Here is a 15,156-nt window from a genome sequence, read left to right as displayed (position 1 = left end):
TAGACAGCGTCCACGCATCTCACTGCTCACTGTGCTTGAAAGGTCTCTTCCTATGAACGCTGTCCGCTGCTCCGCTATCGCTCTGTTGAGCCTCACGATGATCGCCGCTGTCGGCTGCAAAAAGAAGGACGCGCAAACTCCGATCAACGTCACACCGGCAGGCTCCGTCGTGCCGCAGCCCTTCCTCGGAACGTGGCCGGCTTCAAGCAACACCGCCACCGCGATTCTCGGCGACATCACGATCGGTTCAACGACGATGCGTCTTGGCGACCACGTGGTGGTCATCGATAGCGTGAACTCGCTGGCGCCGACGGACACGGCCGCGCTGGCCGGCTTCAACACGGTGCAGGGAACGCCGGTGCAGGCATTCCTCGCAAAGGTGCCCATCGCCGGCTCAACACCGATGCTGAACGGCAACGTGCTCTGCGGAGGACGCGACACGCAGTGGCTTGTTGGCGTGCTGGGCAGCAACGCGCAACTCGGCCTCATCGCATTCTCGGGCGCCAACGCGCCGGTGCTGACGTCTGCTGCGCTGCAGAACTCGCATGACGTTTGCGGTTCGTTCTCGTTCGCCAAGTAAACGGCTTCAAAGCGAAACGGGCTTCTCCGCGAAGGAGAAGCCCGTTTCCATTCGCCGAAGAACTTAGTCCTTCGTGGCCGCTTCCACCTCGGCCCATTCGGCTTCGGTCAACTGCACATCCGCCGACTTCACGTTCTCTTCCAGATGCTCGATCGAGGTCGTGCCGGGGATTGGCAGGATGACGGGCGAGCGATGCAGTAGCCACGCCAACGACAGCTGCGAGACGGTGATGTTGTGCTGCTTGGCGAAGACGTCGAGCTTGCCGCCGGGTTGTGCGAGCTTGCCTGACGCTACCGGGAACCACGGGATGAACGCGATGTTGTTCTTCTCGCAGTACTCGAGCACGGCTTCGCTCTTGCGTGTGGTCAGGTTGTACTCATTCTGTACGCTGACGACGTCGATGACTTTGCGTGCCTTCTCAATCTCTTCCACGGAGACTTCGCTGAGGCCGAAGTGGCGAATCTTGCCGTCGTCCTGCAGCTTCTTGATCGCGCCGAGAGACTCTTCAAGCGGCGTCTTCGCGTCGATGCGATGAAGCTGCCACAGATCGATGCGCTCAAGCTTCAGCCAACGCAGGCTCATGTGCACCTCCTGCGTCAAGTACTCCGGACGGCCCACAGGAAGCCACTGCATCGGACCGGTGCGCACAAGGCCGCCTTTGGTGGCGATGACGACACCCGGCTTGTATGGCGAAAGCGCTTCACCGATCAGCGGCTCGCTCACCGTCGGGCCGTAGGAATCGGCTGTGTCGATGAAGTTCACGCCCAGTTCAACGGCGCGCTGCAGAACTTTCTTCGCGCCTTCAGGATCCTTCGGCGGTCCCCACACGCCTTCGCCGGTAATGCGCATTGCGCCGTAGCCAAGGCGATTGATCTCAAGATCTCCGCCAAGCAAAAAGGTCGATTGTGCCATCGTTGATGCTCCTTGCCCGGTTAGATGAGCGTCGAAACGAGACGGTTCACGAAATGCTTTTCAGCGCATGGAAGCCGCTCGCTGCGCACTGCTGCGGCGCCAGACGACGCGCACCTGCTCACGCCAGCGCTCGTCCACGGCGAGCAACTGCCACTCGACCGCGGGCGAAAGATAACGCAGCACCGTCTCCGTCGCGGGATGAATATGCAGTGCCGGCGCGACGAGATAGAGTCGCGGATCGGCAGCAGATAGCTCCGCATCGGCGAAGTATCCGTGCCGCTGAAACTCGCCCATGCCACTCTGCGGATCGCCTGCGACGCGGTGTTGCGCTCGCACGCGAATCCAGTAGTCGAGTCCCTGCAGCGCGAAGTGCATGTCCTCGCTCGTCTTCAGCTCAATGATGGCGAGGCGGCCATCGGCTGTCACGCCGAGCAGGTCGATCATGCCGCGATCGCCCGCGCCCGCGATTGCCGGAACCTGCGCGTAGACAAAGCGCGGATCGAGGTGCGGGATGATGCGGCGATCCGCGTTGCGCTCGGCGCGCATCTGCCATTGCAACTCGCGAGGCGGCGGTGTGAAGCGGTTGCCAAAGTTGTCCTCGGCGTTTGCATCGAAGGCGGGCTTGCGCTGCGTGATCGCGGCGGGGCTCGGCGCGAGCCCTCGCGTCAGCGGCGCGATGTCGCTCTGCAGCGCGGACTCGAGCCAGCGCTCGGGCGACGCGCGATAGAGCGGATCCTGCGTGGAGTTCATCGGCAACCTCCGACGCAATGACGGCTGCGTGCGCGAATGCGCTGCGTTTGTACGTGGAGCGATGCGTGCCGTCATCGCGCGCTGCTGGGAGAAGTCCGCGCGTTGGCTGACCGACTTGCGACGAGCAAAGAGGTCGGCGACGAGTTCTGTAATCTGCGCTTCGTTGCGGTCGTCGAGCAGCGTTTCTTCCGTGCCAACGCCAAACGATATCTCCACGCGATGAGCGAAGCCCGGCGTTGCCAGTCGCACACGAGCGCGCGCGAACTCCAGTCCATGCAGCAGGAACGCGAGCTCTGTCGATGACCGAAGATGTTGCTGCACGCGCATCCACTCCTCTTCCGGGACGACAGCCGCGACTCGCTCGATGGCCTGCTGGAAGCGTTCCCGCGCGTGCGTTTCATTCGGGCGATGCACGAGTTTCATCGCAATATTGCCAGTGTCGCTCGGGTCGATCTCTTCCAGTTGCTCGCTGGCTTCATCGAGTTCCCAAAGCTCCCACTGTGCGGCGTTTTCATTGAGCCAGGCCATGCGTGTTCGGGTAAGCATCGACGTGCCGCGCGGCATCACGATGCGCAGCCCGGCGAAGATGCGCTTGCCCGCAGCGTGTTCGCGGCAGTACTCCAGCCACAGCAGGCCTACGGTGAGGATGCCATCGAGGATAGCGGCGCTCTCATGCCTGCTCACGCCAATGACCGCCCACGCCTGCGACCCACGCACCTGCCAGCCGCGCGCGTAGCCCGGGCCGAAGCTGCGCTCAAGGTCCATGGACGTGCGAAAGCCGTCGGGCTTCCACTCGTGAAACTCGCGAGCGAGCACACGCTCCAGCAGTGCCACATAACGCGTGCGCGCCGTGCCTTTTTCGGACGCACCTTTGCGTTCGAGCTTCGCGACGAGTTCGAGCAGCTTCGTCTGCGTATGGCCGAAGCGTAGCGTCGCAAGCCGCAAGCGACCGTTGCGCTCGGTGAGCGAGGCTACGGTACGCACCAGGCTGCGGTCGCCGCTGAGCGCATGAAGCGTACAGCGCTCGTGCTCATCACTGACGTGAATCTTCGCGTCGGAAGACTGGAAGAGCACCTTGCCCTCTTCGAGCAAGGCGGCTTCCTGATGCTGGTCGAGGAACGCACGCAGCGTTGCCGCTATCTGTGCGGGATGGGTGATCGCGTTGTCCGCGGAAGGTGCTCTGGGCGGCATACAACGCTTACGCTATCAAGCTTCGTGTGGCTTTACCAGCCGCGTGCGCTGCGCAGATGCGTGATGTGTGCGAGATGGTGCATTCCATGCCATGCGTAGAGGTGCAGCGCATGTTCGATCGTCTGACGACCGCTGGCCGAGTGCGTGTATCCGCGCTGAAATTCAGCGTCGGGCGTGTCCTGCAACATCATCACCCAGCGCGCGTGCGTACCTTCGACGATCTGCAGCGACCACTCGATTGGCGCGTGGGCATCGGGCAGTTCGGCGAAGAGCTCTTCAGGGTACGCCGTCACGAGCGGGAAGTCTTCGGTGAGCGCCTTACGAAAACGATGGAACGCGGTCGTGTGCGAATCGGCCAGATGGTGCGCGACCTGACGCAACGTCCAACCTCCGTCTCGGTACGGCGTGTTCAGTTGTTCATCGCTGAGTCCACGCAGCGCTTCGCGAAGCTGCTGAGGCAGGTCTGCGATTTGAGCGAGAGCGTCTTCGCGTGTTTCGTGGGTGTACTCAGCTGGAGGAACGAAGGGGCCGATGGGGAAGCGCTCGTTGCGCGTGGGATCAAGCATGGCAGCAGCGATTGTAGCCCCGCAATGCACCGGCACACACGTTGCGATTTCTCTTCGCAACTCCACGGGGTACCGCGCTACTCTAACTAGCGATGAGATTCGCTGCCCTGGTACTGTCTGCTGCATGTGTGGCCACGCTGGCCGGATGTTCGCGCGCCTCGGCGCCGAAGGCTTCGGGAGAAGTGGCGTGGGACCAGACCTCGTCGTCGCCGCTGTCGCCAACGGGCCGGACGATACCGTCAGGCTCCGGCAATCCGAACCTCGGCTTCGATCGCAACGACTATCCGGGCGATGAAACGATGGCGGCGATGCGTTCGCAGTTTGGCTTCACGGGCTACTGGCTGAACAATCCTCCGGGGGCGGACAGCAACTCGTGGAAGGGGAAGCGCGCATTGCTGCGGGCGCAGGGCTGGGGTTTTCTGGTGCTCGCGAACGGTCGTCTTGATGCGGAGATTCTGAAGGCGCAGAAGAAGGGAACCTCCGCGGCAGAGCTCGGTCGCAAGGACGCAGCGCAGGCCGTTGCCGCGGCGAAGGCGGAAGCGTTTCCGGCGAACACGATTCTCTTTCTGGATCAGGAAGAAGGCGGCCGTTTGCTCGACGAGCAGGCCGCATACCTGCTCGCGTGGACGGAGTCCGTTTCCACCTCCGGCTTCAAGGCTGGAGTCTATGCCAGCGCCCAGCCTGTTTCGGACGCACCCGGCACGACGATTACGACGGTGCGCGACATTCGCACGCGCGTGACGGCCCAGCATCTGCACACGGTGGCGATCTTCGCCGCGCAGGACCAGTGCCCGCCCGCGCCGGGATGCACGACCGCAGCGAAGCCGATCAGCAGTGTCAATGAGCCGGACGTGATCGCATGGCAGTATGCGCAGTCTCCGCGTCGGCCGGAGATCACGCAGTCCTGCGGCAAGACGTATTCGTCTGATGGAAACTGCTACGCGCCCGGCTTTCCCGGCGTGTTTCTGGACATGAATATCGCCACGTCGTCAGATCCATCGCACGGTCGTTGACGAACGATCAGCGTCGCGGGAATACAATGGAGTATGGCCGCTGCTGCACGCCCCATTCCGTACGAAACCCTCGACCACAAACGTTACTTCTTTGAGAAGCTCGGCCTCACCGAGCGCCTGCTCGAGCGCTGCTTAGGCGAAGCGCTTTCTGCGGGCGGCGAGTTCGCCGATCTCTACTTTGAAGCCGTCACCTCCACGTCGCTCGGCATGGACGAAGGCATCATCAAAACCGCCTCGCAGGGCATCAGCGTCGGTTGCGGCGTGCGTGTGTTGAGCGGTGAGCGCACCGGCTTTGCGTATACCGATGATCTCTCCGCAGATCGCTTGCTGAAGGCCGCACGCACTGCGGCGTTAATCGCCAACGGCCCGCAAACGCAGCGCGTCGAAGGCTTCACCGAGACACGTGCGCCGCAGCTCTATCCTGCGGCGGGCCTCGGTGGTGATGCGGAGATCGCGGCGAAGATTAAGTTGATTGAGCGAGCCAACAGCGCAGCGCGAGCGTTCGACCCGCGCATTGTGCAGGTGCGTGCGAGCATCAACGACGAACTGCGTCGCATCCTGATTGCTGCCAGCGATGGCACGTTTGCTTCGGATACGCAGCCGCTGGCGCGCTTCAATGTTTTTGTCATCGCCAAGGATGAACACAACACGGCGCGCGGCACTTCGGGCGGCGGTGGTCGTGTGCTGCTCGACAACTTCGACCTTCCCGGCAAGACGCCGGAGCACTTCGCCGAAGAGGCTGCGCGTACGGCGCTGCTGCAGTTGAACGCCGTGCCCGCGCCTGCTGGCGATATGGAAGTCGTGCTCGGGCCGGGATGGCCGGGTGTGTTGTTGCATGAAGCTGTGGGGCATGGGCTCGAGGCGGACTTCAACCGCAAGAAGACCTCCGCGTTTGCAGGACTCATCGGCCAGCAAGTGGCATCGAGCAAAGTGACCGTGGTGGATAACGGCACGATGCCCGGACGCCGCGGATCGCTGAATATCGACGATGAAGGCAACGCCACGCAGGAGACCGTGCTGATTGAAAACGGCATTCTGCGCGGCTATTTGAGCGATAAGCTCAGCTCGCGTTTGATGAACATGCCGAACACCGGCTCCGGTCGTCGCGAAAGCTATCAGGCGATTCCGATGCCGCGCATGACGAATACCTACATGCTCGCAGGCGAGGACGAGCCTGCCGATATTCTGCGCTCGGTAAAGCGCGGCCTGTATGCGGTGAACTTCGGCGGCGGCCAGGTGGACATCACGAATGGCAAGTTCGTCTTTACCGCGAGCGAAGCGTACCTGATCGAAGATGGCAAGGTGACCGCGCCGGTGAAGGGTGCAACGTTGATCGGCAATGGACCGGAGGCGTTGAAGTATGTCTCGATGGTAGGCCACGATCTCGCGCTCGACGAAGGGATTGGCACCTGCGGCAAGGCAGGGCAGAGCGTGCCCGTCGGCGTGGGTATGCCGACGATCAAGCTGGATCGCATGACAGTAGGCGGAACAGGGCGCTAGGAGATCGCATGTCGATGGTGAAGAACGAAAACGATCTGCGTGCGCTGACTGAGCAGGCTGTTGAGCTTGCGATCAAGGCCGGCGCATCCGCTGCGGAAGCGGTCGCCTTTGAGGGCGATGAGTTTGGCGTGAGCGTGCGGCTTGGCGAAGTCGAGCAGCTTATGGAGTCGGGCTCGCGCGCCATCGGCATCCGCGTCTTTTTTGAGGCTGATGGTGGTCAGCGTACGGCGAGTGTATCGACGTCGGACCTCTCTGCTGAAAGCCTGCGCAGCGTGGTGAGCAACGCCGTACAGCTGGCGCGAGTGACGGGTGTGGACCCCTTCGCGGGCTTGCCCGAGGCCGACGCATACGGCTCGCTCGATGTGGACTCGCTTGCGCTGCACTTCGACGACATCGAGAGCATTCCGCCTGCGGAGCGCATCGCGATCGCAAAGCGTTGCGAAGCCGCGGCGATGGCACACGACACGCGCATTCAGAACACCAAGGGAGCGGACTTCGATCTCAGTACCTCGCATCGCGTGATGACGAACTCGCGCGGGTTTCAGGGTGAGTATCGCCGCTCATACTGCGGCTTTTCGGCGTCGCCGATCGCGCAGGACACTGTGGGGTCGATGCAGACCGGCTACTGGTACTCGTCGGCGCGCACGCCGCGTTTGCTGGAAGAGCCTGAAGCGATTGGCAGGATCGCCGCGCAGCGCGCGTTGCGTCGTCTGGGCGCCCGGCGTATGCCGACGCAGCAGTGCCCCGTGGTGTTTGCACCGGAGGTCGCGCGCGGCTTGATGGGCAATCTGCTCAACGCCGCGGACGGTGACGCGATTTATCGCAACGCCTCGATGTTTGCCGGCAAGCTCGGCGAGCAGGTTGCGGGCGAGAACATCACGATCGTCGATGACGGCACGATGGTCTTTGATCGCACGACACAGGGCGGCGAGACGATCCGCGTAGGCGGCTATGGAACTTCGCCGTTCGATGGTGACGGCCTGCGCACGCGGCGCACGGTAGTGATCGAGCGCGGCGTGCTGAAGGAGCTGATGCTGAACACCTACACTGCGCGCAAGCTGAACATGCAGTCCACCGGCAAGGCATCGCGCGGACTCGCAGGAGCGCCGGGCATCGGTGGCGGCAACTACTTCCTCGAGCCGGGAACCATCACGCCCGAGCAGTTGATTGCGGAGATTCCTAATGGACTCTATGTGCTCAGCACGATGGGCTTTGGCACGAACCTTGTCACCGGCGATTACTCGCAGGGCGTGTCGGGGCTTTGGATCGAGAACGGAGAGCTCGCGTATCCGGTGGAAGAAATCACCATTGCGGGCAACATGAAGGAGATGTTCCGCAACGTGACGGCGATCGCGAATGACCTCGATTTCCGCGGCGCGGGCGCGGTGCCCACCGTGCGCATTGATGGAATGACGCTCGCGGGCGCATGAGGTTGGCCGTAGGCTGACTCAGATTTGCAGCAGGGAGTCGCATGGCGCGGATACACTAGCGCCATGCGATTTTCTTTTGCATCTCTTCTCTCCGTGGCCCTGGTTTGCGCAGGCTCTGCCGCCGCGCAAACTGCACCGATCACGCTTGCGGTTGATCTCACCGATGCTCCCCGCAAGATGCTTCACGCAACCGAAGTGCTGCCCGTTGCTGCAGGTCCGTTGACGCTCGTGTATCCCAAGTGGATCCCCGGCGAGCATGGACCAACGGGGCCTATCGACCAGAGCGTCGGCATCGTGATCACGACCGACAGCGGCCAGCGCGTGAAGTGGGAGCGCGATGACGTCAACATGTTTGCGTATCACCTGACGGTGCCTGCGGGTGCGAAGTCGCTGACGGTGAAGCTCGACTTCCTCGCAACGGCCGCGGCTTCGGGCTTCTCGGCAGGTGCGTCTACGTCGGCGAACCTCGCACTGTTGAGCTGGAACACCGTGCTGCTGTATCCCGATGGAATGCAGGGCGACAAAGTGTTCTTCACGCCTTCGTTGAAGGTGCCGGAGGGATGGAAGTTCGGCACGGCGCTCGATGCGTCTGCACCCGCGAGCGCGGGCACTACATCGTTCAAGACGGTTTCGCTCGAGCAGTTGATCGACTCGCCGGTGCTTGCGGGCCGCTGGTTTCGCGAGGTTGCGCTTGCAACGGATGTAACGCCGAAGCACTTCCTCGACATGGCCGGCGATGGCCCGGAAGACCTCGCTCTCAGCGACGAGCACATCGAGAACTTCAGCCGTCTCGTGCGTGAGACCGGTGATCTTTATCAGTCGCGCCACTATGGTTCGTATCACTTCCTCGTCACACTGTCGGACCAGGTTGCGCACTTCGGCCTCGAGCATCATCAGTCTTCGGACGACCGCGTAGGCCACACGACGTTCTCGAACGATCAGGCTTTCACCGAGAACGGGTTGCTGTTGCCGCATGAGTTTACGCACTCGTGGAACGGCAAGTATCGCCGTCCCGCAGGACTCGCTACGGGCAACTATCACTCGCCGATGAAGGGTGAGTTGCTGTGGGTGTACGAGGGCCTTACCGAATATCTCGGTGATGTGCTCGCGGCGCGTTCGGGCATCTGGTCGCCGGAGATTTATCGTGATCGCCTGGCCACGGTCTACGGCTATTTGAACGACACCCGCACCGGCCGCACGTGGCGCGATCTGCAGGATACCGCCACTGCGGCGCAAATCCTTTACTCTGCCGGTGGTCCTTACGACAACGTGCGTCGCAACGTCGACTACTACGACGAGGGCGAGCTACTGTGGCTTGAAGTGGACCTCACGATCCGCGAGAAGACGAATGGCAAGAAGTCATTGAATGACTTCGCTGCAGCGTTTGAAGGCGTCGGTGGCAACACCGCGCCGAAGGTCGTGCCGTACACATTTGAGGATGTGGTGAAGACACTGAACTCGGTCGTGAAATACGACTGGGCGACGTTCCTGCGCACGCGTTTGGACTCGAACGAATTTCACGCGCCCGAGCAGAAGGGACTCGATGCACTGTCGGGCTACAAGCTGACGTACACCGATAAGCCCAACTACTGGACGCAGCTCACGGAATCCGAAGGCGGCCTCGATGCACGTTACTCGCTGGGCATCTTTGTCGGCGCGAGCGGTACGTTGAACGACGTGATCCTCGATAGCCCGGCGTTCAAAGCGGGCCTTGCGCCGAGCTTCCGCATCGCCGCGGTGAACGGCCGCACGTTCAGCAGTGCGCTGCTGCGCGCGGCTATCCAGGACGCGAAGGACAAGGGGCCTGCGGTAGAGCTGATCGTTGAAAACACCGGTTACTACAAGGTGGTTCGCATCGATTATCACGGCGGCGAGCGCTATCCGAGTCTTGTCCGCGTTGACTCTGTACCGACGCGTCTCGACGACATCCTGAAGCCGATGGCGAACATGAAGTAGCCGCGATCTCGCGGGCGAAGGGCGAGGAGCTTCGGCTCCCCGCCTTTTCTTGCAGGTGGAACAAACGTCGCGACGGCGTGCAGCATCCTAAGCGCAGTAAACAATTTTGCGGAGGAGAACGTTATGGGACATGGCGTCATTGCGTGGATCATCATTGGTGTCATTGCCGGCTGGTTGACCGGCAAGATCATGCGCGGTTCGGGCTTCGGGTTTTTCGTGGATATGATCGTCGGGCTCGTGGGCGCGTTCTTTGGCGGATGGCTCTGGACGCACCTCGGTGGTCACAGCATCAATGAACATGGGCTCATCATGAGCATCATCATCGCCACGTTTGGCGCGGTGATCCTCACCTGGCTCTTCCGACTCGTGACAGGCAGCAAGGACAGTTAGGCCGCCGTGATCGACACCTCAAGGGCCCGCTCCAGCAGCGGGCCTTTGAGGTGTGGCAGCAAAATTCTCGGCGTGTGGCCTGCTGCGAGGCGGAAGCCGTCTATCGGAATGCGCGCGTTGTCGTCGAAGAATTGCAGGCTTCGCCAAACGAGTGCACCACATCCTGCATCACAGTTCTGTATGAGATTCCGCTCTAGCTGGCTGATCCCGGCATTGTCGCTCGTCGTAAGTGCGTCGTTCGCGTCGGCGCAGACTCCGTTGAAGATCGACGAGATGAAGCTGCGCAAGACGTGGTTTGAGGCTGCGCGTCTGCCTGACAAGAAGCAGAAGCAGTGCACGGCAAACCCGGCGGGCCTGTGGGCGCGCGGTGATAAAGCGCGACAAATGCGGTGGACGTGGTTTTGCACGGACAAAGGTGGCCACATGGAAACCCATGCGGTAACGGCCACCGGCTCCAAGGAGATGGATGGGAACTATAAGTCTGCGTTCCTCTACATCTTTCACCGCAAGTACCAGATTCTCGCAGTGGCCGATGACAGTTCGTGGCTGCTGTTGGGATCGCCCAATCATAAGCGGTTGTGGCTCTACACCGCGTCCCCGACACCAAGCTCGGAGGCGGTGGAGAGCATGAAGCAGAAGGCGGCAACGATGGGCTATGATGTGTCGCGCCTGATGCAGCAGCCGCAAACGAATCCGCCCAAGGAACAGATCGCACAGGATCCGTCCTAAACAATTCGGGCGTGATCCACGTCCTACGATGTACGGGCCCAAGCGCGATGAACGCGCGTAGCCAAAGTTTGGCAGGAGGAGATTTCGTGAAGACTCAGATGACATTAGCCGCAGTGGTGCTCGCGGCGACCGCAGCGATCGCTCAGCAACCCAACACCCCCCCGGCGCCGCCGCAGGGCGGTGCGCCTACCGCTCCTCCGATGCATCACTCACGCTCGCACCGTGGTGGCGAGGGCTTCGATGGCGGTCTCGACCGCTCTGTAGGACTCAGCGAGCGTCCGTGGTGGAAGTCGCCGATGGCTGCGCAGGAGATCGGTCTGACGCCCGATCAGGTGAAGCGCCTCGACGACATCTCGCTGCAAGGCGAGCTGAAGCTGGTTCGTCTGCGCGCCGAGGTAGAAGAGGGCGAGATCATGTTGCGCGCCACGCTCGACGCGCCGGTGATCGACGAAGGCAAGGCTGACCAGCAGATCGACAAGGTTGCCGAAGCGCGTGCTGCGGTCGAGAAGGCTGAAGCGCACCTCGCGGTGAGCTTGCGCGGAGTGCTCACGCCGGAGCAGTGGACGAAGATGCACGAGGAGCATCCGATGGGGCCGCGTGGCCCGATGGGTCCTCGTCCTTCCGGAAAACGCCCCACGCCGCCCGCAAAGGGTCAGGTTCCCCCTCCTCCTGCGAACTAAGATCGCCGGAGAATATGACAAAGCCTCGCCATCCTGGCGAGGCTTTGTCGTTGCACACGTTAGAGGTTGAAGAGTTCGCGCAGGTGCTTGGTTTGCGAGCGCGAGACCGGCACTTCCGTGGCTTCCTTATCGTCCATCTTGAGCTGGAAGCTCGAGTGGAACCAAGGCATCACCTCGTGGATGTGCTGGATGTTCACAAGGTAGGAGCGGTGTGCGCGCCAGAACTGCTCGGCGTCGAGTTGGTCGGCGAGTTCCTCCAGCGTGCGGCAGTTGGAGTCGCCCTTGCCCTTCGTCGTAACCACGGTGATCGTGCCGCCCTCGATCGAAGCGAAGCACACATCGCGCTGATCGACGAGCAGCAGCCGGTTGCCGGAGCGGACAACGACCTTGCCGCTGCGTGCGCTGGACGGCGGCGTGGAGCTGCGTTCTTCCACCATGCGCAGCAGGGCATCGAGCTTGGCTTCTGCGGATGAGCCTGCAGGGTTTGCGGACGCGAGCCGATCGCGCACCTTCGCGATGGTCTGCAGAATGCGCGCTTCATCGAAGGGCTTCAGCAGGTAGTCGACCGCGTTCACCTCGAACGCCTTGACGGCGTATTGGTCGAATGCCGTGGCGAAGACGATCTGCGGTAGCTTGCGTTCGGCGTCCTGCGCGATGAGCTTGCGGAGGACGGCGAAACCGTCGAGTCCCGGCATCCGCACGTCGAGGAAGACCACATCCGGCTCATGTTGGCCGATGAGTTCCACGGCCTCGATGCCGTTGGAGGCTGCGGCCAGGACTTCGACTTCGCCGGCATCTTCCAGCAGGAATTGCAGCTCCTGACGGGCCAGAGACTCGTCGTCGACAATTAAGGCTTTGAGCGGAGAGGCAGACATACGATGCCTCCGATTCTACGCCTCTGTGCCTGAAGCCTCTACGCCTCTGTGCCTGAAGCCTCTACGCCTCTGTGCCTGAAGCCTCTACGCCCTGGAAGCCGTGTGCAGACCTTCAGTCGCCGTAGACGCGCAGCCGTGCAGGGGCGTTATCTTCTGCCAGAACGTGGCCGCACTGCACGCAGAAAGCGTCGGTGACCTTCACGCCACGATGGCAGGACCCACACACCGGGGCCACTTGAAACTGGCACTGCGGGCAGAAGTTGAAGCTCGCATTCATCTCGGTGGAGCAATGCGGGCAGTGCTGCAGGATCGGCTGACGCAGCAGGAAGTACACCACGGCGCCGACGCCGCCGGGCAGCACCAGGCAGACCAGCATCCACAGCGAAGGCGACATGCCGCGGCGCTTCACATCGCGGCTCACATAGCCCAGCAGCAACGCGTACGACGCAAACAGCGCGCCCCACGTGTAGCCCATGATGATGCGGAACGGAAGCATCTCATGCGGGCGATGGTGCGCGTTGGGGCCGCCCTGCGGTGAGGGCATGTGGAACAGGTATTGCGCGCCGGCGAAGAGCAACACCGCGAGAATGATCGACCAGAGCGGGATCAGACGCAGTTCATTGTCGCCGCTGGTGGCGGAGTCGTTATAGGCGTGATGGTTCCAGTTCGAACTCATTACGCGTTCCTTCCATCAGCCGCCTTCGAGCGGAGCTTCCAGACCAGCGCCAGCAGGCCGACGGTAACGGGCAGAGACCATACGAGCACCATGCAGAACTGGTAGTTCGCATCGGGCATCAACTCCGCGACAGGCGCAACACCTGTGGCCTCAAGGCTCATCGCGTAGTTCCACATCGAGTAGCAGATGAAGACGACGATGGGCGAAACCACTGCGAATGGAACCCAGAGCGAGCGCGTGCGACTGCGCTGCTCGCGCATGCGCGTCGCTTCGGCGCGCACGACGCGATGGGTGCGGTTCACAATGTTGCTCGGAGCGCCGTAGTGGTTCACGCGCAGCCTCCCTGCGACTTGCGCTGGGCGCGCAGCGCAAGCAACATCGGCTTCATGGAAGCCAGGCCGCGGTAGAGCCGCGACTTCACCGTGGAAAGCGGAGCGCACGTGACGTTGGCGATCTCTTCCAGCGAGAGCTCTTCATGGAAGCGCAACGAAAGCACTTCGCGATAGCTCGGCTCGAGGCGAAGCATCATCACGGCCAGCTCGGCGGAGTTTTCGCGGAACTCAAATTGCTCGAAGGGCGAGGGGCCTTCTTCCGCGATTTCGAACGGCCGCTCGTTCTCTTCGACGTCGCGCATCTCATCGAGCGAAGCCATGGTGCGCTTCCGCGAGAGATCGATGACGAGGTTTCGCGCGATGGTGAAGATCCAGGTATCGAAGCGCGCTTTGCCGTTGTACTGAGCGCCACGGCGCAGCACACGAATCCACACTTCCTGGAAGAGGTCTTCGGCCACTTCGCGCTTGCCCGTGAGGAACATGAGGTAGCGCATCAGGCGGTGCTGATAGGTCTCGATCAGAAAGTCGAGCAGTTCCGGGTCCTGCTTTTTCAGACCATTGGCGATCGCAGCATTTTCATGCTGGGTGCCGAGGGCGGTCTGAACGGCTGACAGTGTAGACGCGGAGCGCATATTCAATGATGGAGACGCGCCTTTGGCCGGAAAAGTCTCGGAAGGGGCGCAAAAATAGTGTAATCCGGACAAGTGTCTGGCGCACCAGAGAACTTCGCCGAAGGTCGCCGGGCTTACACTGTGGAGATGGACGTTTTGTACGGCATCCATCCGGTCGAAGAGGCGCTGCGCGCGGGCGTGCGGCAGATTGATCACCTCAGCGTGGCGCGTGAGCGCGAAGCCCGTCGTGATGCCCGGCTGGAGCAGATTCTGGAGCTCGCCAAGCGCGCCGGTGTGCGCGTGACAGCGGAGTCGCGTGATCAGCTCTCCAAGCATTGCAAGACAGAGATGCATCAGGGCATCGTCGCCTTCCTGCGCGAGCGCAAGTTCCTCGCGCTTGAGGACCTGTTGCAGCGCGAACCCGGCCCGCTCGGCACCCACTTTTTCCTGGCGCTGGACGGCGTCGAAGACCCTCACAACCTCGGCGCGCTTTTGCGCTCGGCGGACGGCTCGGGCGTCGATGGCGTCGTGGTGACGGAGCGCCGTTCGGCCCCGTTCTCGGCGGTTGTCGCGAAGACCTCGGCCGGTGCCAGCGAGCACGCGCGCGTGGCCAAGGTCACGAACCTTACCCGCGCGCTCGAGCAGATGAAGAAGCAGAACATCTGGGTCGTCGGCCTGGACGAGCGCGGCACGCCGGACTACACCGACTTCGACTTCAACCAGAACATCTGCCTGGTGATGGGCGCAGAAGGCTCCGGCCTGCACGACCTGGTGAAGAAGACCTGCGATCACCTGCTGCGCATTCCGATGCTCGGCAGCGTGTCGTCGCTGAACGTTTCGGTCGCCGGCGCGGTGGTGATGTATGAAGCGTTGCGCCAGCGTCGCGGCAAGGGTGCCGTCCCGAAGCCTGTTGCGTCTAAACCGGAGAAGCCACGCAAGGGCCTTGGCTCTTAGCTTTCTCCCCG

General features: G+C 62.2%; 16 protein-coding genes. 9 read left to right on the top strand and 7 right to left on the bottom strand.

What is annotated here, in order from left to right:
- The first annotated feature begins 52 nt into the window (after positions 1-52).
- On the top strand, positions 53-580 hold the full coding sequence (locus tag OHL11_RS12225) for a hypothetical protein (RefSeq protein WP_263371782.1): 528 nt from the start codon (positions 53-55) through the stop codon (positions 578-580).
- 63 nt (positions 581-643) lie between these two features.
- On the opposite strand, the gene OHL11_RS12220 is transcribed toward OHL11_RS12225, so the two are convergent.
- From OHL11_RS12220 to OHL11_RS12210, 3 genes are read right to left on the bottom strand one after another with little or no spacing between them, the layout of a single operon-like run.
- Positions 644-1,492 (bottom strand): aldo/keto reductase, encoded by an 849-nt coding sequence (locus OHL11_RS12220; protein ID WP_263371781.1) that lies wholly within the window; start codon positions 1,490-1,492, stop codon positions 644-646.
- Between the two features lie 60 nt (positions 1,493-1,552).
- Positions 1,553-3,433 carry a PDDEXK family nuclease gene (locus tag OHL11_RS12215; protein WP_263371780.1) on the bottom strand — a complete coding sequence of 627 codons (1,881 nt, stop codon included), beginning with the start codon at positions 3,431-3,433 and terminating at the stop codon, positions 1,553-1,555.
- A 32-nt stretch (positions 3,434-3,465) separates the two neighbouring features.
- Entirely contained in the window at positions 3,466-3,999 is a 534-nt protein-coding gene (locus OHL11_RS12210) for a YfiT family bacillithiol transferase (RefSeq protein WP_263371779.1), read from the bottom strand.
- 92 nt (positions 4,000-4,091) lie between these two features.
- On the opposite strand from OHL11_RS12210, the gene OHL11_RS12205 reads away from it, so the two are divergent.
- The 7 genes from OHL11_RS12205 to OHL11_RS12175 all read left to right on the top strand — a co-directional run bounded on the left by OHL11_RS12205 (position 4,092) and on the right by OHL11_RS12175 (position 11,697).
- Positions 4,092-5,012 (top strand): glycoside hydrolase domain-containing protein, encoded by a 921-nt coding sequence (locus OHL11_RS12205; protein ID WP_263371778.1) that lies wholly within the window; start codon positions 4,092-4,094, stop codon positions 5,010-5,012.
- A 33-nt stretch (positions 5,013-5,045) separates the two neighbouring features.
- A complete protein-coding gene (gene tldD / locus OHL11_RS12200; protein ID WP_263371777.1) occupies positions 5,046-6,512 on the top strand; it encodes a metalloprotease TldD in 1,467 nt (488 codons plus the stop codon).
- Between the two features lie 8 nt (positions 6,513-6,520).
- A complete protein-coding gene (locus OHL11_RS12195) occupies positions 6,521-7,942 on the top strand; it encodes a TldD/PmbA family protein (RefSeq protein WP_263371776.1) in 1,422 nt (473 codons plus the stop codon).
- A gap of 63 nt (positions 7,943-8,005) precedes the next feature.
- The gene (locus OHL11_RS12190) at positions 8,006-9,898 is read left to right on the top strand and encodes a M61 family metallopeptidase (protein ID WP_263371775.1); all 1,893 of its coding nucleotides are present in this window, start codon (positions 8,006-8,008) and stop codon (positions 9,896-9,898) included.
- A gap of 123 nt (positions 9,899-10,021) precedes the next feature.
- Positions 10,022-10,288: a GlsB/YeaQ/YmgE family stress response membrane protein gene (locus tag OHL11_RS12185; RefSeq protein WP_263371774.1), complete on the top strand. Its 267-nt coding sequence runs from the start codon at positions 10,022-10,024 to the stop codon at positions 10,286-10,288.
- A 180-nt stretch (positions 10,289-10,468) separates the two neighbouring features.
- Positions 10,469-11,017: a lipocalin family protein gene (locus OHL11_RS12180; protein WP_263371773.1), complete on the top strand. Its 549-nt coding sequence runs from the start codon at positions 10,469-10,471 to the stop codon at positions 11,015-11,017.
- A gap of 86 nt (positions 11,018-11,103) precedes the next feature.
- On the top strand, positions 11,104-11,697 hold the full coding sequence (locus tag OHL11_RS12175; protein ID WP_263371772.1) for a Spy/CpxP family protein refolding chaperone: 594 nt from the start codon (positions 11,104-11,106) through the stop codon (positions 11,695-11,697).
- A gap of 59 nt (positions 11,698-11,756) precedes the next feature.
- Here the strand turns inward: OHL11_RS12175 and OHL11_RS12170 are convergent, their stop codons facing one another.
- The 4 genes from OHL11_RS12170 to OHL11_RS12155 form a co-directional block, all read right to left on the bottom strand.
- Positions 11,757-12,572, bottom strand: coding sequence for a LytR/AlgR family response regulator transcription factor (locus tag OHL11_RS12170; RefSeq protein ID WP_263371771.1), 816 nt, complete (start codon positions 12,570-12,572; stop codon positions 11,757-11,759).
- A gap of 112 nt (positions 12,573-12,684) precedes the next feature.
- On the bottom strand, positions 12,685-13,248 hold the full coding sequence (locus OHL11_RS12165; protein ID WP_263371770.1) for a zinc ribbon domain-containing protein: 564 nt from the start codon (positions 13,246-13,248) through the stop codon (positions 12,685-12,687).
- Positions 13,248-13,580 carry a hypothetical protein gene (locus tag OHL11_RS12160; RefSeq protein ID WP_263371769.1) on the bottom strand — a complete coding sequence of 111 codons (333 nt, stop codon included), beginning with the start codon at positions 13,578-13,580 and terminating at the stop codon, positions 13,248-13,250. The genes OHL11_RS12165 and OHL11_RS12160 overlap by 1 nt, the downstream gene beginning before the upstream one ends.
- On the bottom strand, positions 13,577-14,212 hold the full coding sequence (locus OHL11_RS12155; RefSeq protein WP_263372073.1) for an RNA polymerase sigma factor: 636 nt from the start codon (positions 14,210-14,212) through the stop codon (positions 13,577-13,579). The genes OHL11_RS12160 and OHL11_RS12155 overlap by 4 nt, the downstream gene beginning before the upstream one ends.
- A 126-nt stretch (positions 14,213-14,338) precedes the next feature.
- On the opposite strand from OHL11_RS12155, the gene rlmB reads away from it, so the two are divergent.
- The gene (gene rlmB / locus OHL11_RS12150) at positions 14,339-15,145 is read left to right on the top strand and encodes a 23S rRNA (guanosine(2251)-2'-O)-methyltransferase RlmB (protein ID WP_263371768.1); all 807 of its coding nucleotides are present in this window, start codon (positions 14,339-14,341) and stop codon (positions 15,143-15,145) included.
- The last annotated feature ends 11 nt before the right edge of the window (positions 15,146-15,156 follow it).

The organism is Granulicella cerasi, assembly GCF_025685575.1.
Lineage (GTDB): Bacteria > Acidobacteriota > Terriglobia > Terriglobales > Acidobacteriaceae > Granulicella > Granulicella cerasi.
This window is presented reverse-complemented; position numbering and strand designations above follow the sequence as displayed.